This window comes from Pseudomonas sp. NPDC087697 (assembly GCF_044743155.1).
Taxonomy (GTDB): Bacteria; Pseudomonadota; Gammaproteobacteria; order Pseudomonadales; family Pseudomonadaceae; genus Aquipseudomonas.
In genome coordinates this window covers 20,797-44,528 of record NZ_JBIUVW010000037.1, presented here as the reverse complement: position 1 = coordinate 44,528, position 23,732 = coordinate 20,797, and the positions used below count along the sequence as shown (strand labels likewise).

At 59.6% G+C, this 23,732-nt stretch carries 25 protein-coding genes; 19 read left to right on the top strand and 6 right to left on the bottom strand.

Going from position 1 to position 23,732, the window contains the following annotated elements; all coding sequences use genetic code 11:
* Positions 1 to 61: 61 nt before the first annotated feature.
* From argS to ACIPIN_RS21715, 9 genes are all read left to right on the top strand, one after another.
* On the top strand, positions 62 to 1,798 hold the full coding sequence (argS, locus tag ACIPIN_RS21755; RefSeq protein WP_401121943.1) for an arginine--tRNA ligase: 1,737 nt from the start codon (positions 62 to 64) through the stop codon (positions 1,796 to 1,798).
* A gap of 1 nt (position 1,799) precedes the next feature.
* A complete protein-coding gene (locus ACIPIN_RS21750; protein WP_401121941.1) occupies positions 1,800 to 2,510 on the top strand; it encodes an SPOR domain-containing protein in 711 nt (236 codons plus the stop codon).
* Between the two features lie 254 nt (positions 2,511 to 2,764).
* Positions 2,765 to 3,295, top strand: a complete 531-nt coding sequence (hslV, locus tag ACIPIN_RS21745) for an ATP-dependent protease subunit HslV (protein ID WP_007899242.1) — start codon at positions 2,765 to 2,767, stop codon at positions 3,293 to 3,295.
* Between the two features lie 54 nt (positions 3,296 to 3,349).
* Positions 3,350 to 4,690, top strand: coding sequence for an ATP-dependent protease ATPase subunit HslU (gene hslU / locus ACIPIN_RS21740; RefSeq protein WP_401121937.1), 1,341 nt, complete (start codon positions 3,350 to 3,352; stop codon positions 4,688 to 4,690).
* A 177-nt stretch (positions 4,691 to 4,867) separates the two neighbouring features.
* Positions 4,868 to 5,245: a DUF971 domain-containing protein gene (locus ACIPIN_RS21735; protein ID WP_262112569.1), complete on the top strand. Its 378-nt coding sequence runs from the start codon at positions 4,868 to 4,870 to the stop codon at positions 5,243 to 5,245.
* A 243-nt stretch (positions 5,246 to 5,488) separates the two neighbouring features.
* Positions 5,489 to 7,168 (top strand): class II poly(R)-hydroxyalkanoic acid synthase, encoded by a 1,680-nt coding sequence (gene phaC / locus ACIPIN_RS21730; RefSeq protein ID WP_401121935.1) that lies wholly within the window; start codon positions 5,489 to 5,491, stop codon positions 7,166 to 7,168.
* Between the two features lie 147 nt (positions 7,169 to 7,315).
* On the top strand, positions 7,316 to 8,173 hold the full coding sequence (phaZ, locus tag ACIPIN_RS21725) for a poly(3-hydroxyalkanoate) depolymerase (protein WP_123423951.1): 858 nt from the start codon (positions 7,316 to 7,318) through the stop codon (positions 8,171 to 8,173).
* A gap of 114 nt (positions 8,174 to 8,287) precedes the next feature.
* Positions 8,288 to 9,970 carry a class II poly(R)-hydroxyalkanoic acid synthase gene (phaC, locus tag ACIPIN_RS21720; protein WP_401121932.1) on the top strand — a complete coding sequence of 561 codons (1,683 nt, stop codon included), beginning with the start codon at positions 8,288 to 8,290 and terminating at the stop codon, positions 9,968 to 9,970.
* Positions 9,971 to 10,032: 62 nt separating this feature from the next.
* Positions 10,033 to 10,653: a TetR/AcrR family transcriptional regulator gene (locus ACIPIN_RS21715; RefSeq protein WP_401121930.1), complete on the top strand. Its 621-nt coding sequence runs from the start codon at positions 10,033 to 10,035 to the stop codon at positions 10,651 to 10,653.
* A 155-nt stretch (positions 10,654 to 10,808) separates the two neighbouring features.
* Here ACIPIN_RS21715 and ACIPIN_RS21710 read toward each other — a convergent pair whose 3' ends face one another.
* From ACIPIN_RS21710 to ACIPIN_RS21700, 3 genes are all read right to left on the bottom strand, one after another.
* Positions 10,809 to 11,597, bottom strand: coding sequence for a phasin family protein (locus ACIPIN_RS21710; RefSeq protein WP_401121928.1), 789 nt, complete (start codon positions 11,595 to 11,597; stop codon positions 10,809 to 10,811).
* Positions 11,598 to 11,607: 10 nt separating this feature from the next.
* On the bottom strand, positions 11,608 to 12,030 hold the full coding sequence (locus ACIPIN_RS21705; protein WP_401121926.1) for a phasin family protein: 423 nt from the start codon (positions 12,028 to 12,030) through the stop codon (positions 11,608 to 11,610).
* Positions 12,031 to 12,248: 218 nt separating this feature from the next.
* Positions 12,249 to 12,524: a polyhydroxyalkanoic acid system family protein gene (locus tag ACIPIN_RS21700; RefSeq protein ID WP_401121924.1), complete on the bottom strand. Its 276-nt coding sequence runs from the start codon at positions 12,522 to 12,524 to the stop codon at positions 12,249 to 12,251.
* A 154-nt stretch (positions 12,525 to 12,678) separates the two neighbouring features.
* Here ACIPIN_RS21700 and ubiE point away from each other — a divergent pair, with 154 nt between their 5' ends.
* The 10 genes from ubiE to ACIPIN_RS21650 all read left to right on the top strand — a co-directional run bounded on the left by ubiE (position 12,679) and on the right by ACIPIN_RS21650 (position 20,797).
* Positions 12,679 to 13,449: a bifunctional demethylmenaquinone methyltransferase/2-methoxy-6-polyprenyl-1,4-benzoquinol methylase UbiE gene (gene ubiE / locus ACIPIN_RS21695; protein WP_401121921.1), complete on the top strand. Its 771-nt coding sequence runs from the start codon at positions 12,679 to 12,681 to the stop codon at positions 13,447 to 13,449.
* Positions 13,449 to 14,072 carry an SCP2 domain-containing protein gene (locus ACIPIN_RS21690; protein ID WP_401121919.1) on the top strand — a complete coding sequence of 208 codons (624 nt, stop codon included), beginning with the start codon at positions 13,449 to 13,451 and terminating at the stop codon, positions 14,070 to 14,072. Before ubiE ends, ACIPIN_RS21690 begins: the two co-directional genes overlap by 1 nt.
* Positions 14,069 to 15,673, top strand: a complete 1,605-nt coding sequence (ubiB, locus tag ACIPIN_RS21685; RefSeq protein WP_401121917.1) for a ubiquinone biosynthesis regulatory protein kinase UbiB — start codon at positions 14,069 to 14,071, stop codon at positions 15,671 to 15,673. Before ACIPIN_RS21690 ends, ubiB begins: the two co-directional genes overlap by 4 nt.
* A gap of 81 nt (positions 15,674 to 15,754) precedes the next feature.
* Positions 15,755 to 16,153 carry a phosphoribosyl-AMP cyclohydrolase gene (hisI, locus tag ACIPIN_RS21680; RefSeq protein ID WP_054595207.1) on the top strand — a complete coding sequence of 133 codons (399 nt, stop codon included), beginning with the start codon at positions 15,755 to 15,757 and terminating at the stop codon, positions 16,151 to 16,153.
* The gene (locus ACIPIN_RS21675) at positions 16,146 to 16,478 is read left to right on the top strand and encodes a phosphoribosyl-ATP diphosphatase (protein ID WP_018929162.1); all 333 of its coding nucleotides are present in this window, start codon (positions 16,146 to 16,148) and stop codon (positions 16,476 to 16,478) included. The genes hisI and ACIPIN_RS21675 overlap by 8 nt, the downstream gene beginning before the upstream one ends.
* Positions 16,479 to 16,503: 25 nt before the next feature.
* Positions 16,504 to 16,785 carry a twin-arginine translocase TatA/TatE family subunit gene (locus tag ACIPIN_RS21670; RefSeq protein WP_401121914.1) on the top strand — a complete coding sequence of 94 codons (282 nt, stop codon included), beginning with the start codon at positions 16,504 to 16,506 and terminating at the stop codon, positions 16,783 to 16,785.
* A gap of 10 nt (positions 16,786 to 16,795) precedes the next feature.
* Positions 16,796 to 17,227 (top strand): Sec-independent protein translocase protein TatB, encoded by a 432-nt coding sequence (gene tatB, locus ACIPIN_RS21665; protein WP_401121911.1) that lies wholly within the window; start codon positions 16,796 to 16,798, stop codon positions 17,225 to 17,227.
* Positions 17,224 to 18,018, top strand: coding sequence for a twin-arginine translocase subunit TatC (gene tatC, locus ACIPIN_RS21660; protein ID WP_401121908.1), 795 nt, complete (start codon positions 17,224 to 17,226; stop codon positions 18,016 to 18,018). The genes tatB and tatC overlap by 4 nt, the downstream gene beginning before the upstream one ends.
* Positions 18,015 to 18,722 (top strand): 16S rRNA (uracil(1498)-N(3))-methyltransferase, encoded by a 708-nt coding sequence (locus tag ACIPIN_RS21655; protein WP_401121904.1) that lies wholly within the window; start codon positions 18,015 to 18,017, stop codon positions 18,720 to 18,722. The genes tatC and ACIPIN_RS21655 overlap by 4 nt, the downstream gene beginning before the upstream one ends.
* Before the next feature lie 158 nt (positions 18,723 to 18,880).
* On the top strand, positions 18,881 to 20,797 hold the full coding sequence (locus tag ACIPIN_RS21650; RefSeq protein WP_401121901.1) for a methyl-accepting chemotaxis protein: 1,917 nt from the start codon (positions 18,881 to 18,883) through the stop codon (positions 20,795 to 20,797).
* Positions 20,798 to 20,917: 120 nt separating this feature from the next.
* On the opposite strand, the gene ACIPIN_RS21645 is transcribed toward ACIPIN_RS21650, so the two are convergent.
* The 3 genes from ACIPIN_RS21645 to ACIPIN_RS21635 all read right to left on the bottom strand — a co-directional run bounded on the left by ACIPIN_RS21645 (position 20,918) and on the right by ACIPIN_RS21635 (position 23,564).
* Positions 20,918 to 21,652: an amino acid ABC transporter ATP-binding protein gene (locus ACIPIN_RS21645; RefSeq protein ID WP_401121899.1), complete on the bottom strand. Its 735-nt coding sequence runs from the start codon at positions 21,650 to 21,652 to the stop codon at positions 20,918 to 20,920.
* Positions 21,645 to 22,604: an amino acid ABC transporter permease gene (locus ACIPIN_RS21640; RefSeq protein ID WP_401121896.1), complete on the bottom strand. Its 960-nt coding sequence runs from the start codon at positions 22,602 to 22,604 to the stop codon at positions 21,645 to 21,647. Before ACIPIN_RS21640 ends, ACIPIN_RS21645 begins: the two co-directional genes overlap by 8 nt.
* A gap of 162 nt (positions 22,605 to 22,766) precedes the next feature.
* Complete coding sequence (locus ACIPIN_RS21635; RefSeq protein WP_401121894.1) at positions 22,767 to 23,564, bottom strand: transporter substrate-binding domain-containing protein; 798 nt, start codon at positions 23,562 to 23,564, stop codon at positions 22,767 to 22,769.
* Between the last annotated feature and the right edge of the window lie 168 nt (positions 23,565 to 23,732).

Sequence of the window (23,732 nt, the reverse complement as noted above, 5' to 3'; positions counted from 1 at the left end):
ATGCCCAGTTTTTCCACCTGCGCATTGATGCGCCGCCGCTCTGCGGTTGAAAGAGAAGACCATGAAAGACACCATTCGCCAGTTGATCCAGCAAGCCCTCACCCAACTCGTTACCGACGGTGTGTTGCCTGAAGGCCTGACGCCGGCGATTCAGGTGGAGAACTCCCGTGACAAGACTCACGGCGACTTCGCCAGCAACATCGCCATGATGCTGGCTAAGCCTGCCGGCATGAAGCCGCGCGATCTGGCGGAAAAAATCATCGCCGCGCTACCGGTTGACGAAAACGTCAGCAAAACCGAAATCGCAGGTCCGGGTTTCCTCAACTTCTTCCAGAACACCCAAGCCCTGGCCTCGCGCCTGGACGCTGCCCTGGCGGATACCCAAGTCGGCGTGCGCAAGGCCGGTCCGGTGCAGCGCACCGTGGTCGACCTGTCGGCGCCGAACCTGGCCAAAGAGATGCACGTCGGTCACTTGCGTTCGACCATCATCGGCGACGGCGTGGCGCGCGTGCTGGAGTTCCTTGGCGACACGGTGATCCGTCAGAACCACGTGGGCGACTGGGGTACCCAGTTCGGCATGTTGATGGCGTACCTGCAAGAAAACCCGATCACCAGCGACGAGTTGTCGGACCTGGAAAACTTCTACCGCGCCGCCAAGCAGCGCTTCGACGAATCCGCAGAGTTCGCCGACCGCGCCCGTGGCCTGGTGGTCAAGCTGCAAGCCGGTGACCCGGAATGCCTGGCCCTGTGGACCAAGTTCAAGGACATCTCGTTGTCCCACTGCCAGAAAATCTACGAGCAGTTGAACGTCAAACTGACCATGGCCGACGTGATGGGCGAAAGTGCCTATAACGACGACCTGATCAACGTGGTCAACAACCTCAAGGCCAAGGGCATGCTGGTCGAGAGCAACGGCGCCCAGTGCGTGTTCCTCGATGAATTCAAGAACGCTGACGGCGACCCGCTGCCAGTGATCATCGTCAAGGCCGACGGCGGCTACCTCTACGCCACCACCGACCTGGCGGCTGTCCGCTACCGCAGCGGCGTACTGAAAGCCGATCGTGCGCTGTACTTCGTCGACCAGCGTCAGGCCCTGCACTTCCAGCAAGTGTTCGAAGTGGCCCGCCTGGCCGGCTTCGTGACCCATCCGATGGAAATGGAACACATGGGCTTCGGCACCATGAACGGCGCCGATGGCCGTCCGTTCAAAACCCGTGATGGCGGCACCGTGAAGCTGATCGATCTGCTGAACGAAGCCAAGGACCGCGCCTACACGCTGGTGAAGGAAAAGAACCCTACACTTGCCGAAGCCGACCTGCGCAACATTGCCAAGGTCGTGGGCATTGGCGCGGTGAAATACGCCGACCTGTCCAAGCACCGCACCAGCGACTACAGCTTCAACTTCGACCTGATGCTGAACTTCGAAGGCAACACCGCGCCATATCTGCTGTACGCCTACACCCGTGTGGCCGGCGTATTCCGCAAACTCGGCAAGGACTTCAGCGAAGTCGAAGGGCAGATCGTCCTCGAAGCCACTCACGAACACGAACTGGCCGCCAAGCTGGCGCAGTTCGGTGAAGTGCTGAACAACGTCTGCGACAAGGGCACGCCGCACATTCTTTGCACCTACCTGTACGACGTTGCCGGTCTGTTCTCCAGCTTCTACGAGAACTGCCCGATCCTCAGCGCCGAAACACCGGCACAGATGCAAAGTCGCTTGCGCCTCGCCGCATTGACCGGTCGCACTCTCAAGCAAGGCCTGGAACTCTTGGGCCTGGAAACTCTGGAGCGTATGTAAGTTGGCTGCCAAGAAAAAACCAGCACCAAAGCGTGGCGCCAGCCGTTACCAAGCTCCTGCAAAAAAGCCGATTCCAGGCTGGCTATGGATGGCCATCGGCCTGACCGTGGGTGCATTCATCGTATTCCTGATGAAGCTGGAGCCGGGCAAGGGCAGCGAAACTGTCAAGCGCGAGAAAGTGGAGCAACAGAAAGCCACCAAGATCGCCGAGGCCAACAAAACCCCGCCGAGCCCGACGCAACCGGTGAAGCCGAAGTACGACTTCTACACCTTGCTGCCGGAATCGGAAGTCATCGTGCCGCCGGATGCCGTGCCGGAGAAAACCCTGCCGACGCCGCAGACCGCGCCCGTAGCGCCCGTTGCGCCGGTAACTCCGGCAGAAGCGGCGAAGATCGACACCGCGCGTGCGCAGGCAGCCCTGAGCGGCGTCACTCCGCCGCCAGCGCCACCGGTGACGAAAGCGGCGCCGGTGACCAAGTTCTTCCTGCAGGCCGGTTCGTTCCGCAAGCAAGCTGACGCCGACAAGGTTCGTGCACAGATCATTCTGCTCGGCCAGGCGGTTTCGGTGGAGTCCGGCACGGTGAAGGATGAGACCTGGTACCGCGTACTGGTCGGCCCGTTCAGCAACCGCGAACAGCTGACCACTGCGCAGAAACAACTGGCCGGCAGCGGCTTCAGCAACCTGTTGTTACAACAACGCCAAAGCCGCTGATCACCTGCCACCGCAGCTCCCGCAGGAGACATACATCCCTGTAGGAGCTGCCGCAGGCTGCGATCTTTTCGGAGATTTCCGGGTATTCGGCTGACTGAGGATCAAGAGCAAGATCAAAGGATCGCAGCCTTCGGCAGCTCCTACGCGCCTCGCACCGCTCGTCCCCCGCCACGTCCTGCAGTTGAAAAACGCTCCACCACCCCCATATGAGTTTGCATAAGGCATTTTCGCCCCGCTGCGTGGAGACTCTTCCCTTGACCACCATCGTTTCAGTTCGCCGCCACGGCAAAGTCGTCATGGGCGGCGACGGCCAGGTTTCTCTCGGCAATACCGTGATGAAAGGCAACGCGAAGAAAGTTCGCCGCCTGTACCACGGCCAGGTCATCGCCGGTTTTGCCGGCGCCACCGCTGACGCCTTTACCCTCTTCGAACGTTTCGAAGGCCAGCTTGAGAAGCACCAGGGCCACCTGGTTCGCGCCGCTGTCGAACTCGCCAAAGAATGGCGCACCGATCGTTCCCTCAGCCGCCTCGAAGCCATGCTCGCAGTCGCCAACAAAGACGCCTCCCTGATCATCACCGGCAACGGCGATGTGGTTGAACCCGAAGAAGGCCTGATCGCCATGGGTTCCGGCGGCGGTTACGCGCAGGCCGCTGCCAGCGCCCTGCTGAAGAAAACCGATCTGTCAGCCCGCGAAATCGTCGAAACCGCGCTCGGCATCGCCGGCGACATCTGTGTATTCACCAACCACACTTTCACCATTGAGGAGCAGGACCTCGCTGAGTAAGCCTGTGTTGGCCTTGCGCCACGGCTCATTCTTGCTTGAGGACCGCCAATTACTATGCCAATGACTCCCCGCGAAATCGTCCATGAACTCAGTCGCCATATCATCGGCCAGGACGATGCCAAGCGCGCCGTCGCCATCGCCCTGCGTAACCGCTGGCGCCGGATGCAGCTGCCTGAAGAGCTGCGTGTTGAAGTAACGCCCAAGAACATCCTGATGATCGGCCCGACCGGTGTCGGTAAAACCGAAATCGCCCGTCGCCTGGCCAAACTCGCCAACGCGCCGTTCATCAAGGTCGAAGCGACCAAGTTCACCGAAGTCGGCTATGTCGGCCGTGACGTCGAATCGATCATTCGCGACCTCGCCGATGCAGCGATCAAGCTGCTGCGCGAACAGGAAATGATCAAGGTTCGCCATCGCGCCGAAGACGCCGCCGAAGAGCGCATCCTCGATGCACTGCTGCCGCCGGCACGCATGGGCTTCAGTAACGAAGACGCCGCGCCGGCCCAGGATTCCAACACCCGCCAACTGTTCCGCAAGCGCCTGCGCGAAGGTCAGCTGGATGACAAGGAGATCGAAATCGAAGTCGCCGAAGTATCCGGCGTCGATATCTCCGCGCCACCGGGCATGGAAGAAATGACCAACCAGTTGCAGAGCCTGTTCGCCAACATGGGCAAGGGCAAGCGCAAGAGTCGCAAGCTCAAGGTCAAGGAAGCACTGAGACTGGTGCGCGACGAAGAAGCCAGCCGCCTGGTCAATGACGAAGAGCTCAAGGCCAAGGCCCTGGAAGCGGTCGAACAGCACGGCATCGTGTTCATCGACGAAATCGACAAGGTTGCCAAGCGTGGCAATTCCGGCGGTATCGATGTATCCCGCGAAGGCGTACAGCGCGACTTGCTGCCGCTGATCGAAGGCTGCACGGTCAACACCAAACTGGGCATGGTCAAAACCGACCACATCCTGTTCATCGCCTCCGGCGCGTTCCACCTGAGCAAGCCGAGTGATCTGGTGCCCGAGCTGCAAGGTCGTCTGCCGATCCGCGTCGAACTCAAGGCCCTGACCCCGGAAGACTTCGAGCGCATCCTCAGCGAGCCGCACGCATCGTTGACCGAGCAATACCGTGAGCTGCTGAAAACCGAAGGCGTGACCATCGAGTTCATGCCGGACGGCATCAAGCGTGTGGCGGAGATCGCCTGGCAAGTCAACGAGAAGACCGAGAACATCGGTGCGCGTCGCCTGCACACCTTGCTCGAACGCCTGCTCGAGGAGGTGTCGTTCAGTGCCTCTGATCTGGCCAGCACCCACAGCGAGGAACCGATCCGCATCGACGCTGCATACGTCAACAGCCACCTCGGCGAATTGGCGCAGAACGAAGACCTGTCCCGTTATATCCTGTAAGCCATACTTACAGCGCTAGCGGACCTGTGGGAGCGGGCTTGCTCGCGAAAGCGGTCTGACATTCAACGTTGATGCTGAATGTTATGCCCCTTTCGCGAGCAAGCCCGCTCCCACATTTGAACTGCGGTGTTTTGCAGATCAGGTTCCAACAGGTCTCCCACTGACGGACTACAGGTCATGACCAAACTCCCCACCGATATCAAACTGCACAAAGCCTCGAAAACCCTGGAGCTGAAATACGCGCCCGATGAGGTCTATCACCTGAGCGCAGAATTTTTGCGCGTGCACTCTCCTTCCGCCGAGGTCCAGGGCCATGGCAAACCTATCCTGCAATTTGGCAAGATCGGCGTAGGCCTGAACAAGGTCGAACCGGCCGGTCAGTACGCACTGAAATTGACCTTCGATGACGGCCACGACAGCGGCCTGTTCACCTGGGAATACCTGTACGAACTGGCGCGACGATATGACGCACTCTGGGACGACTATCTTGCCGAGCTCAAAGCCGCCGGAAAATCCCGCGATCCAAGCGTGTCTGTCGTCAAGCTGATGCTCTAGGTCAAGGCTCTCGCTCTTTAGAGGGCATTTTCTAATTTCATCTGTTTGAATGCTGGGCTGCGTGGCCGAGGATCGGCCTGCTTGCGAAAAAAATTAAACTCGGGTAACCAATGGAGCTGGCAAGTTCTGTGCATTTTGTAGTGTTGCGCAATTAACGGTCACCCGAGCAGTAGTACCTGGCATTTGCTGTGTGACTACACAGCAGGCCTCAGGTACTCGCCTCAGGACAATGGAGCGTCGTAGATGAGTAACAAGAATAACGATGACCTGAAATTTCAAGCCTCGGAAAATACCCTGGGGCTTAATCCGGTCATCGGCTTGCGTCGAAAGGATCTGCTTACCTCTGCCCGCATGGTGCTGACCCAGGCCATCAAACAACCCATCCACAGCGTCAAGCATGTCGCGCACTTTGGCATTGAGCTCAAGAACGTGATGCTCGGTAAATCCGAGTTGCAACCGGAAAGCGATGACCGTCGCTTCAACGATCCGGCGTGGAGTCAGAACCCGCTCTACAAACGTTATCTGCAAACCTACCTGGCGTGGCGCAAGGAACTCCACGACTGGATCGGCGACAGCAAACTGTCCGAGCAGGACATCGCCCGCGCGCACTTCGTGATCACCCTGATGACCGAAGCCATGGCCCCGACCAACAGCGCGGCCAACCCTGCTGCCGTCAAACGCTTCTTCGAAACCGGCGGCAAAAGCCTGCTCGATGGCCTCTCCCACCTGGCCAAGGATCTGGTGAACAACGGCGGCATGCCGAGCCAGGTCAATATGGGCGCCTTCGAAGTCGGCAAGAGCCTGGGCACCACCGAAGGCGCGGTGGTTTTCCGCAACGATGTACTGGAGCTGATCCAGTACCGGCCAATCACTGAACAAGTGCACGAACGCCCACTGCTGGTGGTGCCACCACAGATCAACAAGTTCTACGTTTTCGACTTGAGCCCGGACAAAAGCCTGGCGCGCTTCTGCCTGCGCAACAACGTGCAGACATTCATCGTCAGCTGGCGCAACCCGACCAAGGCCCAGCGTGAATGGGGTCTGTCGACCTACATCGAAGCGCTCAAGGAAGCGGTCGACGTGGTCACCGCGATTACCGGCAGCAAAGACGTGAACATGCTCGGTGCCTGCTCCGGCGGCATCACCTGCACCGCCCTGCTGGGCCACTACGCAGCGATCGGCGAGAAGAAGGTCAACGCCCTGACCCTGCTCGTCAGCGTGCTCGACACCACCCTTGATTCCCAGGTCGCACTGTTCGTCGACGAACAAACCCTGGAAGCCGCCAAGCGCCACTCCTATCAGGCCGGTGTGCTCGAAGGTCGCGACATGGCCAAGGTCTTCGCCTGGATGCGCCCCAACGACCTGATCTGGAACTACTGGGTCAACAACTACCTGTTGGGCAACGAGCCTCCGGTCTTCGACATTCTGTTCTGGAACAACGACACCACCCGACTGCCTGCGGCGTTCCACGGCGACCTGATCGAAATGTTCAAAAACAACCCACTGATCCGTCCCGATGCACTGGAAGTGTGCGGCACGCCGATCGACCTCAAGCAGGTTACGGCAGACGTCTACTCCCTGGCAGGCACCAACGACCACATCACACCGTGGAAGTCGTGCTACAAGTCGGCGCAGCTGTTTGGTGGCAAGGTCGAATTCGTGCTGTCCAGCAGCGGACATATCCAGAGCATTCTGAACCCGCCGGGCAACCCGAAATCCCGTTACATGACCAGCACCGACATGCCGGCCCATGCCAACGACTGGTTAGAGAACTCAACCAAGCACACTGACTCCTGGTGGCTGCACTGGCAGGCCTGGCAAGCCGAGCGTTCGGGCAAGCTGAAAAAAGCCCCGACCGTACTCGGCAACAAGACCTATGCGGCAGGTGAAGCATCACCGGGGACATACGTGCATGAACGCTAACTGACACACCTCGTCCATGTGGGAGCGGGCTTGCTCGCGAAAGCGGTCTGACAGTCAATGAATGTGTTGGATGTCATGGCCCCTTCGCGAGCAAGCCCGCTCCCACACTGGACAAGTGATAGCGACCCAACCCACAGGGCTTGAAGCATGCCGCAACCGTTCATATTTCGTACCGTCGACCTGGATGGTCAAACCATCCGCACCGCGGTACGCCCCGGCAAGCCTCACTTGACGCCCTTGCTGATTTTCAATGGCATCGGCGCCAACCTGGAGCTGGTGTTTCCGTTCGTCCAGGCGCTGGACCCGGACCTGGAAGTGATCGCCTTCGACGTTCCCGGTGTCGGTGGCTCTTCGACACCTAACCACCCCTACCGCTTTCCCGGCCTGGCCAAGCTAACCACACGGATGCTCGACTACCTCGATTACGGGCAAGTCAACGTGGTTGGCGTTTCGTGGGGCGGGGCACTTGCCCAACAGTTCGCCTTCGACTACCCCGAGCGCTGCAAGAAGCTCGTTCTGGCAGCGACGGCGGCGGGTATGGTGATGGTGCCGGGCAAACCGAAAGTGCTGTGGATGATGGCCAGCCCAAGACGCTACATCCAGCCATCCCACGTGATTCGCATTGCGCCGCTGATCTACGGCGGTTCGTTCCGCCGTGATCCGAACCTGGCGGCGGAGCACGCGAGCAAAGTGCGTTCGGCGGGCAAACTCGGCTACTACTGGCAGCTATTCGCGGGCCTCGGCTGGACCAGTATTCACTGGCTGCACAAAATCAATCAGCCGACCCTGGTGCTGGCCGGTGATGATGACCCGCTCATTCCGCTGATCAATATGCGCATACTCGCCTGGCGTATTCCCAATGCCCAGCTACACATAATCGACGACGGTCATTTATTCCTGATCACCCGGGCCGAGGCCGTCGCACCGATCATCATGAAATTTCTCCAGGAAGAACGCCAACGGGCAGTGATGCATCCGCACCCGGCGTCGTTCGGCGGCACTTGACGTACTGCGTACGTCGACAGGATTGTCGAAAGCCGCAAGGGAGGTCCGGAGCGACTATGGTGTCTATTCGCAATTGATGTACTTGTTGATGGCTTGACGAAGGAGTGTTGACTCATGCGAGACAAAAAAGCGCCGGGCGCCTTTCCTCCACCCGCCGCATTCATCAATGCTCAGAGTGCGATCACTGGTCTGCGCGGCCGGGATCTGTTCTCGACTCTGCGCAGCGTCGCCGCCCATGGCTTGCGCCACCCGGTGCACAGTGCCAAACACGCACTGGCGCTGGGCGGGCAACTGGGCCGAGTGCTACTCGGCGAGACCTTGCACCAGCCCAACCCTTCGGACACCCGCTTCGCCGACCCGAGCTGGGCCCTCAATCCGTTTTACCGGCGCGGTCTTCAGGCCTACTTGAGCTGGCAGAAACAGGTCAAAAAATGGATCGATGAAAGCGGCATGTCCGCGGATGACCGTGCACGTGCGCAATTTGCCTTTACCCTGCTTAACGACGCAGTCTCGCCTTCCAATACCTTGCTCAACCCACTGGCGGTCAAGGAGCTGTTCAACTCTGGCGGCCAGAGTCTGGTACGTGGTCTCAGCCATCTGTTCGACGACCTGATGCACAACAACGGCCTGCCCAGCCAGGTCACCAAGCACGCCTTCGAGGTCGGCAAAACGGTTGCCACCACCACCGGCGCCGTGGTGTTTCGCAACGAATTGCTCGAGCTGATCCAGTACAAGCCGATGAGCGAAAAGCAGTACGCCAAACCGCTGCTCGTGGTGCCGCCGCAGATCAACAAGTACTACATTTTCGACTTGAGCCCGCACAACAGCTTCGTCCAGTTTGCGCTGAAGAACGGTCTGCAAGTGTTCATAGTCAGCTGGCGCAACCCGGATGTGCGCCATCGCGAATGGGGCCTGTCGAGTTATGTCGAAGCGGCGGAAGAAGCGCTGAATGTCTGCCGGGCGATCACCGGCAGCCGCGAGGTCAACCTGATGGGCGCCTGCGCCGGAGGCCTGACCATCGCCGCCTTGCAAGGCCATCTGCAAGCCAAGCGGCAACTGCGGCGGGTCGCCAGCGCGACCTATCTGGTCAGCCTGCTCGACAGTCAACTGGAAAGCCCGGCGACCCTGTTCGCCGACGAGCAGACCCTGGAGGCGGCCAAGCGTCGCTCCTACCAGAAAGGTGTGCTCGAAGGCCGCGACATGGCCAAGGTCTTTGCCTGGATGCGCCCCAACGATCTGATCTGGAACTACTGGGTCAACAACTACCTGTTGGGCAAAGAGCCGCCAGCGTTCGACATTCTCTACTGGAACAATGACAACACTCGCCTGCCGGCAGCCTTTCACGGCGACCTGCTGGACTTCTTCAAGCACAACCCGTTGACCCATCCTGGCGGACTGGAGGTCTGCGGCACCCCGATCGACTTGCAGAAAGTCAACGTCGACAGCTTTAGCGTCGCCGGGATCAACGATCACATTACGCCTTGGGACGCGGTGTACCGCTCGACACTGCTGCTGGGGGGGGAACGGCGCTTCGTGCTATCCAACAGTGGTCACGTGCAGAGCATTCTCAATCCACCGAGCAACCCCAAAGCCAACTATGTCGACAACCCGAAACTGAGCAGCGATCCACGTGCCTGGTACTACGACGCCAAACATGTCGACGGCAGTTGGTGGACCCAATGGCTGGGCTGGATTCAGGAACGTTCCGGTACTCAACACGAAACCCTGATGGCCCTCGGCAACCAGAACTATCCACCGATGGAGGCGGCGCCAGGCACTTACGTGCGCGTACGCTGAACTCTCCCCGTGCCACGGCCGGAAGTGCCGGCCGTGGCCTGACGAATCATTAAGAAGACTGGATGAAAACCCGCGACCGGATTCTTGAATGCGCCTTGCTGCTGTTCAATCAGAAGGGCGAGCCAAATGTTTCCACCATGGAAGTTGCCAATGAGTTGGGGATCAGCCCCGGCAACCTCTACTACCATTTTCACGGTAAGGAGCCGCTGATTCTCGGACTATTCGACCGATTTCAAAGCGAATTGACGCCGCTGCTCGACCCACCGTCGGACGTGCAACTGGCACCGGAAGATTACTGGCTGTTCCTGCACCTGATCGTCGAACGCCTGGCGCACTACCGCTTCCTGTTCCAGGACTTGTCGAACCTGGCCGGACGCTTGCCGAAACTGGCCAAGGGCATCCGCAATTTACTCAATTCCCTCAAGCGCACACTGGCCTCGTTACTGGCGCAGTTGAAGACCCAGGGGCAACTGGTCAGCGATACCCAGGCACTGGGACAACTGGTGGAACAGATCACCATGACCTTGCTGTTTTCCCTGGACTATCAGCGGATTCTCGATCGTGAAGGCGAAGTGCGAGTAGTGGTCTACCAGATCATGATGCTGGTGGCGCCGCATCTGCTGCCGCCGGCGAAACTCGCGACCGAGCAGTTGGCGTTGCAGTACCTGGAAGAACACGATTAAAGATCAAAAGATCGCAGCCTTCGGCAGCTCCTACGGGTGTACGCGGTTTCATGTAGGAGCTGCCGCAGGCTGCGATCTTTTCGGCTGACGACTCAAACCCCAAACAAAAACGCCCGACCTTCGCAGGCCGGGCGTTTTTGCGTGCCCTGGGTTAATCAGGACTGACTGGTTGGCGCCGATGGTACTGGCGTAACAGTCGGGGTCACAGCAGGGGTTGGCGCCGTGGCGGAGTTCGCCGGGCTGACCGGTGCTGCCGGTTTGGCGGCGGCCACTGCTGGTTTCGGTGCGGCAGCTTTCGCAACTGCAGGTTTTTTGGCTACAGGCTTCTTCGCAGCAGCCGGTTTAGCGGCTACCGGTTTGGCTGCTGGCTTGGTCGCTGCAGGTTTGGCTGCTGCGGTTTTCGCCGCTGGCTTGGCTGGCGCTTTAGCCGCTGGTTTGGCGGCCGGTTTAGCGGCAGCTTTGACCAGTGGTTTGGCGGCAGTTTTAGCGGCTGGTTTGGCTGCTGCGGTTTTAGCTGCAACAGGCGCAACCTTGGCACCGGTGAGTTTTTCGATTTGCTTGGTCAGGGTATCGACCTTGCTGTGCAGCGCTTTGACTTCATTGCGGCTTGGTACGCCAAGACGCGAAATGGCGCTGTTCAGGCGCTTGTCGAAAGCCCCTTCCAGCTCGTCCCACTTGCCCAGCGCGCGATCCTTGACACCGCTGATACGCGACTTGGCCGATTGAGCGGAGCCTTTGGCAGCGTCGACTGTTTTGCCGACAGCGCTCTTGGTGAGCTTCTCGGCCTTCTCGCCATCCTTAACCAATGTATCGAAGAGTTTGCTGCCGTCAGTGTCGATCTTCGAGTACACGCCTAAACCAGCAAGCCAGATTTTGCGGGAGTAGTCTTCGACTTTCCCAATCCACGAGCTGCCTTCTTTCTCGGTGTTCTTTTTGCCAGCCATCCCGTTCTCCTTAATGTTTACGCGCGACACGTTCGAGCAATGCCGTCAGCTCATCGAGCTTAGCAGAGAGTGTCTCAACGTCATGTTTAGACGGAATGCCGATACGATTCAAGGCACTTGCGACACGCGTGTCGAAAGCCTTCTCGACTTTGTCGAGTTGAACTTCGACTTTGCCTCTGAAGCTGGTGACATCGCTCTTCACGCTATCAATCTGAGTGTTGGCCGCTTCAAGTTGTGTCGTCACAACTTTTTTGCCTTTACTTTCAACAGTTTGACCAGCCTTGATCAACTCCTGAAAGTACTCGCTGCCTTCCTGACCGACCTTGGTGTAGGCACCCAGGCCTGCCAGCCAGATCTTGCGGGCATAGGATTTCACTTCGTTCAACGCCGTCGGCTGAACGTCAGTTTTTTTCTTCAAAGTAACTTTGGCCATGGTGCACCTCACGCGCAGAAGGTTTGAGGAACTGCCCGTCAAGCGTCGGGCTCAGGCACAACGTAGTGAGAAAAATTAGAAACGGCACCCTAACAACCGCAACAATTGGGTGGTGCCTAAAACCTGTAGGAGCAAAGCTTGCTCGCGATGAACGATAACGTGGTGTGCCTGGCATACCGCCTCGCGGGCAAGCCTTGCTCCTACAAAAACAAGGGCAATCAGACCAGGGCTTTATCGAGGGCCCTTTCGATTTCCGATTTGATGGTCCCGCTCATCGCTGACATCAACAGACCGAGTTCGACATCGATCCTGATCGAGGTGTCGCCCACATACACCGCACCTTTGACCCCGGAACGCTTGAGGTTCAGGGTGTCGCCCGACCATTGAGGTACCAGACCATATTGCACAGCCAGTTTTTCCGCCAGTTTGTCAGCCTTCTCGCGGGCTGCTTCCTTACCCAGGCCATGGGCACGCTCAACACTGATATGGGCCACTGAATGACTCCTGCTTTATCGGGACTTGCCTCAAACATTCTGACCCTACTGCGTCAAAACGTCCGGGCGGTTGCCTATCTTACCTTCAGCCTTGCCAAGACAAAGCATGCCTGCGGGATTAGAATGTCGCGCATTCTCTTTTGGTGACAGCGATATGACTGATCAGCGCAAAGGCAGCGATGCCGAACCCACCACTCACTTCGGCTTCAAAAACGTTCCGGAAAGCCAGAAAGCGGAAAAAGTCGCTGAGGTTTTCCATTCGGTAGCCGCCAAATACGACCTGATGAACGACCTCCTGTCGGGCGGCATGCACCGCCTGTGGAAGCGTTTCGCGATCGAACTGTCGGGCGTTCGCACCGGCAACCGCGTGCTGGACATCGCTGGCGGCACCGGCGACCTGACCCGAAAGTTCTCGTACCTGGTAGGCCCGACTGGCCAGGTAGTGCTCGCCGACATCAACGAATCCATGCTCAAGGTCGGTCGTGACCGCCTGCTGGATCTGGGTGTGGCCGGCAACGTCGAGTTCGTTCAGGCCGACGCTGAAAAGCTGCCGTTCCCGGACAACCACTTCGACTGCGTGACCATTGCGTTCGGCCTGCGCAACGTCACCCACAAGGAAGACGCCCTGCGTTCCATGCTGCGGGTACTCAAGCCGGGCGGTCGTTTGCTGGTGCTGGAGTTCTCCAAACCTACCAACGCGCTGATGTCCAAGGCCTACGACGCCTACTCGTTCGCCTTCATGCCGTTGATGGGCAAGCTGATCACCAATGACTCGGAAAGCTATCGCTACCTGGCCGAATCGATCCGCATGCACCCGAATCAGGAAACCCTGAAGTCGATGATGGTCGAAGCCGGTTTCGACCGCGTGACCTACCACAACATGACCGCAGGCATCGTCGCCCTGCACCGCGGCATCAAGCCCTGATGTTGCTCGCCGGCCTGCTCGCCAGTGTCGAACTCGGCCTCAACCGGGTACTGCGGCTCGACAGTACGGCGCTGCCGCGTCTGGCACGCTTGAACGGCAAGGTGATTGCCGTCGATTGCCGCAACCCGGCGTTGCAGATGTTTATTCTGCCCAGCGACGAAGGCCTGATGCTGGCGGCGCACTGGGCCGCGGATGCCGACTGCACCTTGCGTGCACCGGCCGCGAGCCTGCTCGCGCTTGCCTTGAGCAAGGACAAGACGTCGGTCCTGCATGGCCCTGAAGTTGAACTCGACGGCGACAGCGGTGTGCTGCTGGCGCTGGCTTCAGTCCTTCAAGACCTGGAGCTGGACTGGGAATACGAACTCTCGCGCTGGCTCGGCCCGGTCGCCACGCAACTGCTGGGCGGTCACTTGCGCAGCCGCGCACGCTGGTATCAGCAAGGTTTCACCAGCCTGAACCAGAACCTTGCCGACTACCTCGCCGAAGAATCGCGCGCCCTCGTCGGCCAACGCGAAGCCGATGCGCGGTTTAGTGAACTGGACCAGATCAAACTCGATCTGGAACGTCTTGAGGCGCGCTTCGAGCGTCTTTCCCGATCCCTTGATTCAAGCGATAACGCATGAAGCTGCTTGCCGTCCGCCGTTTGTTGCGCATCCAGCGCGTCGTGATCCGCTACCGCCTCGATGACCTGCTGTTCGCCCTGCCACTGCCGTGGTTCCTGCTGGCGCTGCGTTATGCACTGCCGTGGCGCTGGTTCCCGCGTAAAACCCTGGACCTGAGCCGAGGTGCGCGCTTGCGGCTGGCGTTGCAGGACCTGGGGCCGATTTTCATCAAGTTCGGGCAGATTCTTTCCACCCGGCGCGACTTGCTGCCCGAAGATATCGCCGATGAGCTGATGCTGTTGCAGGACCGTGTACCGCCGTTTGACTCTCAAGTAGCGGTCAAGCTGATCGAAGAACAGCTGGGCAAGAAGATCAGCGATGTGTTCAGCCGATTCGACATCGAGCCGCTGGCCTCGGCCTCGGTGGCGCAGGTCCATGCGGCACAGCTCAAGAGCGGCGAAGAAGTGGTGGTCAAGGTCATCCGCCCGGGCCTCAAGCCGATCATCGCGCAAGACCTGGCCTGGCTGTTCATCCTCGCCCGCGCGGCAGAAAAACTCTCTGCCGACGCGCGCCTGCTGCACCCGGTGGACGTGGTCAGCGACTACGAGAAAACCATCTTCGACGAGCTCGACCTGCTGCGCGAAGCGGCTAACGCCAGCCAGTTGAGACGCAACTTCGACGGCTCGCCGCTGCTGTACGTGCCACAGGTCTACTGGGACTGGTGCCGGCCAAAAGTGTTGGTGATGGAGCGTATCTACGGGATTCAGGTCACGGACCTGGCGACCCTCGCCGACCAACGCACCGACATGAAAATGCTCGCTGAACGTGGCGTGGAGATTTTCTTCACTCAAGTGTTCCGCGACAGTTTCTTCCACGCCGACATGCACCCCGGCAACATCTTCGTTAGCACCGTGCAGCCGTGGAGCCCGCAATACATTGCGATCGACTGCGGGATCGTCGGCAGCCTGACCCCCGAAGACCAGGATTATCTGGCGCGCAACCTGTTCGCGTTCTTCAAGCGCGACTACCGTCGCGTGGCCCAATTGCACATCGATTCGGGCTGGGTGCCGGCGGAAACCAAACTCAACGAATTCGAAGCGGCTATCCGTACGGTGTGCGAGCCGATCTTCGAAAAACCGTTAAAAGATATTTCCTTCGGTCAGGTGCTGATGCGCCTGTTCCAGACGGCGCGCCGCTTCAACATGGAAGTGCAGCCGCAGCTGGTGCTGCTGCAAAAAACCTTGCTCAACATCGAAGGCCTGGGTCGTCAGCTGTACCCGGACCTGGACCTTTGGAACACCGCGCAACCATTCCTGGAACGCTGGATGCGCGAGCGCGTCAGCCCGAAAACCTTGCTGGGCAATCTGCACAACCAGGTCGAACAACTGCCGCATCTGGCCAACATGACTCGCGACCTGCTCGACCGCATGTCGCAGCCCCACATCGTAAACCCGCCACCGGCCTGGCACCGTCGCTCGGACGACTGGTTCCTGCGCCTGCTCGGCACCGCACATCTGGCGGGCGGCGCGATCCTGCTGGCCGGCGGCCCTCTGGACGGGCTCGGCCATTGGCCCGGCGCAATCATGGTGGCCGTAGGCTTGTATCTGATCGTTCGCCGATAGCCAGAGCCCCCGCAGACTGGCACACTGTTTCAACGCCAGGGCTCCACTACTGAAGTGTCGAGCCCACTGTCGGAGTCGAAGATGAAAGATTGGCTGGACGAGATCAAATGGGACAGCGACGGCCTGGTGCCGGCGATCGCCCAGGATCACAAAACCGGGCGCGTGCTGATGATGGCCTGGATGAACCGCGAAGCGCTGGAACTGACCGCCGCCGAGAACCGCGCCATTTACTGGTCACGTTCGCGCGGCAAGCTGTGGCGCAAGGGCGAAGAGTCCGGGCATGTGCAAACCTTGCATGAGATGCGCCTGGACTGTGACGCCGACGTGATCATTCTGATGGTCGAGCAAATCGGCGACATCGCCTGCCATACCGGCCGTCAAAGCTGCTTCTACCGCGTCTATGAGAACGGCGACTGGAAAACTGTCGACCCGGTCTTGAAAGACCCGCACGCCATCTATTCGGACCACAAACATGACTGACACCCTGACCCGTCTGGCCCAAGTGCTGGAAGAGCGTAAAGGCGCTGCCGCCGACAGCTCCTATGTCGCCAGCCTTTACCACAAGGGCTTGAACAAGATTCTGGAAAAAGTCGGCGAAGAATCGGTCGAGACCATCATTGCCGCCAAAGACGCCGCCATCAGCGGAGATTGCAGTGATGTAATCTACGAAACCGCTGACCTATGGTTCCATAGCATGGTCATGCTCGCCCAACTGGGGCAGCATCCGCAGGCTGTGCTCGATGAGCTGGACCGCCGCTTCGGCCTGTCCGGTCACGTCGAGAAAGCCTCGCGCCCGTCCGCCTGAATAACTATTAGAGAGGAGCAGCAACATGGGCATTTTTGACTGGAAACACTGGATCGTCATCCTGATTGTCGTGGTACTGGTATTCGGCACCAAGAAACTGAAAAACCTCGGCACTGACGTCGGCGAAACGATCAAGGGCTTTCGCAAAGCCATGAATGACGAAGAAAAGCCTGCTGAACCAGTCGTTCCGCCTACCACTGCACAGCCAACATCGCCGGTGCAGCCACAGGCCTCGACACTGAAGGAGTCGCACACTATCGACGTGCAGGCCCACAAAGTCGAAGAGCCAACCCGCAAAGACTCGTGAGCACAGACTAATGTTCGGTATCAGCTTCTCTGAACTGCTGCTCGTCGGCCTCGTTGCCCTGCTGGTGCTGGGCCCCGAGCGTCTGCCGGGCGCTGCGCGCACCGCCGGCCTGTGGATCGGACGCCTGAAGCGCAGCTTTAACGCGATCAAACAGGAAGTTGAACGTGAAATCGGCGCTGACGAAATTCGTCGGCAACTGCACAACGAGCACATTCTGTCGCTGGAGCAAGAGGCGCGCAAAATCCTCAACCCGACCCAGCAGCCGACGCCGGTTGAGACGGTGGCCGAGCAGGCGGTTCAAGCGCCTGCACCGGTCGCCGAAGCTGCACCGATCGCTACGCCGGTTGAAGTTGCCGCACCACCGACAGCGCCTGTTACTCCTGCGGCGGCATCCACTGCGCCAGCCCCCCACGATCCAACACAGCCGCCGCGAGCCCCATGAGCGATATTCCAGAGAATGACCAGCACATGCCGCTGGTATCGCACCTCACCGAGTTGCGCACTCGCCTGCTGCGCTGCGTCGCGGCGATCTTCCTGATCTTCGCCGGGCTGTTCGCCTTCACCCAGCAGATCTACACCTTCGTCTCGATACCGCTGCGCCAGTATTTGCCGGCGGGCGCGACGATGATCGCCACCGACGTGTCCTCGCCGTTCCTGACACCGTTGAAGCTGACCATGATGGTCTCGCTGTTCCTGGCGATCCCGGTGATCCTGCATCAGATCTGGGGCTTCATCGCGCCGGGCCTGTACAAGCATGAGAAGCGCATCGCGGTGCCGCTACTGGTGTCGAGCATCCTGCTGTTCTACACCGGCATGGCGTTCGCCTACTTTCTGGTGTTCCCGTTGATCTTCAAATTCTTCGCTTCGGCCACTCCGGCGGGCGTGGAAATGATGACCGACATCACCAGTTATCTGGATTTCGTCATGACGCTGTTCTTCGCCTTCGGCGTGGCGTTTGAGATCCCGGTGGCCGTGGTGCTGCTGGTATGGATCGGCGTAGTCGACGTCAAATACCTGAAGAAGATCCGTCCGTATGTGGTCATCGGCTGCTTCGTGGTCGGCATGATTCTGACCCCTCCGGACATTTTCTCGCAGACCCTGCTGGCCGTGCCGATGTGGCTATTGTTCGAGATCGGCATCCTGTTTGGCAGCCTGATCAGCAAACGTAGCGACCATACGGACGACCAGCCGGCTGACGATCACAACGACCAGCCGCCAGCGACTCAGCCGTGAACCTGCTGCTCCTCGAAGAGGCCGATTTCATTGCGGCCGACCGGGTAATCCTGCGCGATCGCCGACTGACCCACATGCAGGAAGTGCATCGTGCGGCGGTCGGCGACAGCCTGCGGGTCGGGCGTATCGGCGGTTTGATGGGCTCAGCCGAGTTGCTGCGCCTGGACGTTGATGAAGCCGAATTGCGCGTCACCCTCGACCAGCCACCACCGGCCAAACTGCCGCTGACCCTGTTGCTCGCCCTGCCACGGCCGAAGATGCTGCGCAGAGTGTTTCAGACGGTGGCCGCCATGGGTGTGCCGCGAATCGTGCTGGTGAACAGCTATCGGGTCGAGAAGAGCTTCTGGCAGACGCCGTTCCTCGAACCCGAGGCGATTCGCGAGCAACTGATCCTCGGCCTGGAACAGGCCCGCGACAGCGTGCTGCCCGAAATCGTCATCGAAAAACGCTTCAAACCCTTCGTTGAAGACCGCCTGCCGGCCATCACCGACGGCACCCTCGGACTGATCGGCCACCCCGGCAATTACCCGCCCTGCCCCCGCGGGCTGGACGAACCGGTGACCCTGGCCATCGGCCCGGAAGGTGGCTGGATCCCCTACGAAATCGACCTGCTGACCAAGGCCGGCCTGCAACCGGTACAGCTCGGCGACCGCATCCTGCGGGTTGAAACCGCCGTCACGGCCCTGCTTTCGCGCCTGTTCTAACACGCCCCCACGTAGGAGCTGCCGCAGGCTGCGATCTTTTGATCTTGATTTGCAGACCATTTGAAAAGATCGCAGCCTGCGGCAGCTCCTACAGAAAACTGCGCACCCGCCGATATTCTCTCTAGAAATCCAATAAGTGGTCATAGGGGGTCCGCAGAATGTACCGATGGTTAGCCGAAAACCTTGGAAATTTAAGCGTCAATCGCAAGCTTGGCATTGGCTTCGGCCTGGTGTTGCTCTTGACCCTGCTGATTACCGTAAACGGCTGGATGGGCATGAGCAGCATCATCAGTCGCGGTGACAAGCTCGGTTATATTTCCAGTCTCAACGAGCTGACCAAAGACCTGCGCATTGCGCGTTTGGACTACGAAATGCGCCGCGGTGAACAAGGCCCGGCGGCGGTCAGCGACCTGTTGGGCAAGCTCGACGAGAGCCTGCAAGGCGCCCTCAAGATCATCGTGAAACCGGCTAATGTGGCAATGCTCAATCAGCAGATTGCAGCCGTCAGCGAGTACAAACACGCCTTTGCCGACATGACCCAGGCCACCGCCAACCGCGAAGCAGCCCGCGACAAACTCGGTGCCACCGCCGACAACGCCGCAGCCCGCGTGGCGGAGGTCGAAAAGTCCCTGCTGCAAGGCGACAGCATTGCCCAGTTCAACAGCATCATTGAGCTAGGCAAGTTGATCCAGCAAGCACGCTTCCAGGTGCGCGGCTACACCTACAGCGGCAAGCTCGAGGCTGAGCAACCGGCGCAGGATGCCATCGACAACGCCCTGAAGTACCTCAAGACCCTGCCGGAAAAACTCCCGGAACAGCACATCGCCAGCCTGCAACAAGCCACCGACTCATTGATCGCTTACCGCGCGGTCGTCAGCCAATACCGCGACTCCCAAGTGGCCAGCGTCACCGCCCTCAAAGACATGGCCCGGCAAGGTGACCTGCTGTTCGACCTGAGCAAGAAACTCACCGCCGCGCAAACTGCGACGCGTGACACCGAAGCCGCCGATGCCAAAAACACCCTACTCCTGGCGACCGCTCTGGCACTGGCGTTCGGCCTGCTCGCAGCCTGGGCCATCACCCGACAGATCGTCATCCCGCTGAGCCAGACCCTGAAAGCCGCCGAGCGCGTAGCCGCCGGGGACCTGACTCACAACCTCATCTCCCAGCGTCGCGATGAACTCGGTCAGCTGCAACGCGCCATGCAGAGCATGACCGACGGCCTGCGCGAACTGATCGGCGGCATCAGCGAAGGCGTGACACAGATCGCCAGCGCCGCCGAAGAGCTGTCCGCCGTGACCGAGCAGACCAGTGCCGGGGTCAACAGCCAGAAGGTTGAAACCGATCAGGTGGCCACCGCCATGAATGAAATGGCTGCCACGGTTCAGGAAGTTGCACGCAACGCCGAAGAAGCATCGGAAGCCGCCGTCGCCGCCGACCAACAGGCCCGCGAAGGCGACAAGGTAGTCGGCGAAGCCATCGCGCAGATCGAACGCCTGGCCACCGAAGTAGGCAATTCCACTGAAGCCATGGGGCACCTCAAGCGCGAGAGCGACAAGATCGGCAGCGTGCTGGATGTGATCAAGTCCGTGGCCCAACAAACCAACCTGCTGGCTCTCAACGCCGCTATCGAGGCTGCGCGCGCCGGTGAAGCCGGACGTGGTTTCGCCGTGGTTGCCGACGAAGTGCGCAGCCTGGCGCAACGCACCCAGAAGTCCACCGAAGAGATCGGAGAACTGATTGTCGGCCTGCAAAGCGGTACTCAGCAGGTTGCCACCACCCTGGACAACAGCCGCAGCCTGAGCGAAAGCAGCGTCGAACTGACCCGTCGTGCCGGCGGCTCGCTGTCAAACATCACCCGCACCGTCTCGGCGATTCAGGCAATGAACCAGCAGATCGCCGCAGCCGCCGAACAGCAAAGCGCCGTAGCCGAAGAGATCAACCGCAGCGTGCTGAACGTGCGCGACATCTCCGACCAGACCTCGGCCGCCAGCGAAGAGACCGCCGCCTCCAGCGTCGAGCTGGCGCGATTGGGCACCCATCTGCAGATGCTGGTGGGCAAGTTCAAGGTTTGAGGTGATGCCATCGCGGGCAAGCCTTGCTCCTACGAACTCATGTTTGCCGCAAGATTCGGGCACGACATAAATCTGTAGGAGCAAGGCTTGCCCGCGATAGCGTTCTTGCAGGCGGCTGAATTACAAAACCTGCCGCAAAAACGCCTGCGCCCTTGGATCTTTCGGGGAATCGAAGAACTCGGCCGGCGAGGCATCTTCCAGCAATTTGCCGTGATCGAAGAACAGCACCCGATCCGCCACTTCCCGCGCAAAGCCCATTTCGTGTGTCACGCAGACCATGGTCATGCCTTCCACGGCCAGGGTCTTCATCACGTCCAGCACTTCGCCGACCATTTCCGGGTCCAGTGCCGAGGTCGGTTCATCGAACAACATGACCTTCGGCTCCATGGCCAGCGCCCGGGCAATCGCTACGCGCTGTTGCTGACCGCCAGAGAGGCGTGAAGGGAACTCGTTGGCCTTCTGCGCGATGCCAACTTTTTCCAGCAATGCCAGGGCCTTGGCCTCACGTTCTTTCTTGCCGCGCTTGCGCACGACTTTCTGCGCCAGGCAGAGGTTCTCCAGCACCGTCATGTGCGGGAACAGGTTGAAGTGCTGGAACACCATGCCGACTTCACGGCGGTAAGCGTTGACGTCGGTTTTCGGGTCAGCCAGTTGCAAACCGTCGATGCTCACCGAGCCCGAGTCAAACTCTTCCAGCCCATTCAGGCAACGCAGAAAGGTCGACTTGCCGGAACCCGACGGGCCGATCACCACCAGCACTTCGCCCTTGGCCACTTGCGTGGTGACGTTGTCCACCGCACGGACCACTTGGCCGCGGGTGTCGAAGACTTTTACCAGATCGCGGACTTCAATCACTTTGCGCGAGCCTCCGCTCAAGCCGGCTGGCGATTTTCGACAGCGGCAGGTTGATCAACAAATACAGACCCGCGACGCAGAAGAGGATTTCGAACGGCGAGAACGAGGTGGTGATGACTTCACGGCCGCTTTTGAGCAGCTCGGTGATGGCGATCACCGACACCAGCGAAGTGTCCTTGACCAGACTGATGAATTGCCCGGCCAACGGTGGCAGCACGCGTTTGAACGCTTGCGGCAACACCACGTGGCGCATCGACTGGCCGGCGCTCAAACCCAGCGAACGGGCAGCTTCGTTCTGCCCACGGGCAATCGACTGCACGCCCGAACGGATGATTTCTGCCACGTAAGCGCCGGTAAACAGCGACAACGCGGCAATCCCGGCGAATTCGCGGGACAGGTTGAGCACCGTGCCGATGAAGAAGTAGAAGATAAATATCTGCACCAGCAGCGGCGTACCGCGCACCAGTTCGATGTAGACGGTCGACAGGTCGCGCAGGGTCGGGTTGTTCGACAGCCGGCAGAGGCCGGTTGCCAGACCGATCAGCAGCCCGAGCACGCCCGACACCAGCGACAGCCACAAGGTTGTCCACAGCCCCCACAACAGCGGTCCTGCTGCCCAATGCCGGGTCACGCCGACCACATCGCCTTCCGCCACATCGTCGCCACGGGCGACTTGCAGGCTGTTGTCATCGACCGTCAGGTGCTGTTCGACCCCGGCGTCGTTGCGTAAGGTCACTTCGGCCTTATCGCCTTTGCGCACCAGGTCACTGACGGTGGAGATGTCCGCGGCACGCTGAGTCTCTTCGGCGTGATAGGCGAAGTACTGCGGCACGCGGTTCCAGCGCCATTCGTAGGACATCAGCGAGGTGGCGTAATACAAGGCGCCAGCCATGCCGATCAGCACCAGCACGGTCAACACGTGCCAGGGCCATTGGGCTTTTTTCTGTTTCATTTGCTTTGAAAATTCCGAATTCTGTGTCGCCGGGGAGGCCGTCATCGCGAGCAAGCTCGCTCCCACAGTGGATCGGTGTGAACACAACATTTGTGTCCGGCGCAGATCCTGTGGGAGCGAGCTTGCTCGCGATTGAGGCGACGCGGTCTATCTGACCAAGCCTTATTCCATGTCCTTGAGCCAAGCGGTGTCTTTGAACCACTTGTCATGGATGCGATCGTAGGTGCCGTCTTCGTGGATCTGGTGCAGGAAGTTGTTGATGAAGTTGATGCTGTCGTAGTCACCCTTCTTCAGACCGAAGGCCAGCGGTTCGTAGGTGAACGGCTTGTCGAGGAACACCAGCTTGCCGTTGCCGACCTTGTTCACTGCCACGACGTTGTAAGGCGCGTCGTAGATGAAGGCGTCAGCCTTGCCGTTGACCACGTCGAGCACGGCTTCCTGCTCGTTGTCGTAGCCGTGGTATTTGGCTTTGGAGATCAGCTTCTTCGCGACCATTTCGCCGGTGGTGCCAAGTTTGGAGGTGATGCGATAGTCGGCGGTGTTCAGGTCTTTATAGGACGTGATGGTGCCTTCCAGGTCTTTGCGGATCAGCAATGTCTGGCCGACCACGATGAACGGCTCGCTGAAGTTCAGGCGCAGGTTGCGTTCCTGGGTCAGGGTCATGCCGCTGCCGATCATGTCGAACTTGTCGGTCATCAGGGCCGGGATGATCCCGTCGTAACCGGTGGACACCATCTCCAGCTTGACGCCCATGGCCTTGGCCATCGCTTTGAGGATGTCGACTTCAAAGCCGATGATCTCGCCGCGCTTGTTGGTCATTTCGAACGGCATGTAGGTCGGGTCCATGCCGACTTTCAGCGTGCCGCGCTTGACCGCGTCGTCGATAGCGCCGGCGTGCGCCGCGTTGACTGCCATCAATGCCGTGACGCCGAGCAGCAGCATCGAGAGAGACTTCTTCATCACCAAATCCCCTAACCCATCGTATTGTGAGGCGCGCAAAAAGCCGATTTCCGTTTGAAAACCGACAGTTACGGACAGAAAGTTGTCCGGGCACACCAAAGAGGGTGGCGATGCTAACGCACTCGTCCGTTTGCACAAGGGGTTGGGCGGGAATTGTTTTTTGGGGGA

Bases quoted from the DNA above. Each gene is read 5' to 3' on its own strand.
- ACIPIN_RS21635 (WP_401121894.1), bottom strand. From the start codon at position 23,564: ATGAAGAAGTCTCTCTCGATGCTGCTGCTCGGCGTCACGGCATTGATG.
- ACIPIN_RS21675 (WP_018929162.1), top strand. From the start codon at position 16,146: ATGACTGACACCCTGACCCGTCTGGCCCAAGTGCTGGAAGAGCGTAAA.
- ACIPIN_RS21650 (WP_401121901.1), top strand. From the start codon at position 18,881: ATGTACCGATGGTTAGCCGAAAACCTTGGAAATTTAAGCGTCAATCGC.
- hslU (WP_401121937.1), top strand. From the start codon at position 3,350: ATGCCAATGACTCCCCGCGAAATCGTCCATGAACTCAGTCGCCATATC.
- phaZ (WP_123423951.1), top strand. From the start codon at position 7,316: ATGCCGCAACCGTTCATATTTCGTACCGTCGACCTGGATGGTCAAACC.
- ubiB (WP_401121917.1), top strand. From the start codon at position 14,069: ATGAAGCTGCTTGCCGTCCGCCGTTTGTTGCGCATCCAGCGCGTCGTG.
- hisI (WP_054595207.1), top strand. From the start codon at position 15,755: ATGAAAGATTGGCTGGACGAGATCAAATGGGACAGCGACGGCCTGGTG.
- ACIPIN_RS21735 (WP_262112569.1), top strand. From the start codon at position 4,868: ATGACCAAACTCCCCACCGATATCAAACTGCACAAAGCCTCGAAAACC.
- ACIPIN_RS21715 (WP_401121930.1), top strand. From the start codon at position 10,033: ATGAAAACCCGCGACCGGATTCTTGAATGCGCCTTGCTGCTGTTCAAT.
- phaC (WP_401121935.1), top strand. From the start codon at position 5,489: ATGAGTAACAAGAATAACGATGACCTGAAATTTCAAGCCTCGGAAAAT.
- ACIPIN_RS21705 (WP_401121926.1), bottom strand. From the start codon at position 12,030: ATGGCCAAAGTTACTTTGAAGAAAAAAACTGACGTTCAGCCGACGGCG.
- phaC (WP_401121932.1), top strand. From the start codon at position 8,288: ATGCGAGACAAAAAAGCGCCGGGCGCCTTTCCTCCACCCGCCGCATTC.
- tatC (WP_401121908.1), top strand. From the start codon at position 17,224: ATGAGCGATATTCCAGAGAATGACCAGCACATGCCGCTGGTATCGCAC.
- tatB (WP_401121911.1), top strand. From the start codon at position 16,796: ATGTTCGGTATCAGCTTCTCTGAACTGCTGCTCGTCGGCCTCGTTGCC.
- ACIPIN_RS21670 (WP_401121914.1), top strand. From the start codon at position 16,504: ATGGGCATTTTTGACTGGAAACACTGGATCGTCATCCTGATTGTCGTG.
- argS (WP_401121943.1), top strand. From the start codon at position 62: ATGAAAGACACCATTCGCCAGTTGATCCAGCAAGCCCTCACCCAACTC.
- ubiE (WP_401121921.1), top strand. From the start codon at position 12,679: ATGACTGATCAGCGCAAAGGCAGCGATGCCGAACCCACCACTCACTTC.
- ACIPIN_RS21690 (WP_401121919.1), top strand. From the start codon at position 13,449: ATGTTGCTCGCCGGCCTGCTCGCCAGTGTCGAACTCGGCCTCAACCGG.
- ACIPIN_RS21710 (WP_401121928.1), bottom strand. From the start codon at position 11,597: ATGGCTGGCAAAAAGAACACCGAGAAAGAAGGCAGCTCGTGGATTGGG.
- ACIPIN_RS21640 (WP_401121896.1), bottom strand. From the start codon at position 22,604: ATGAAACAGAAAAAAGCCCAATGGCCCTGGCACGTGTTGACCGTGCTG.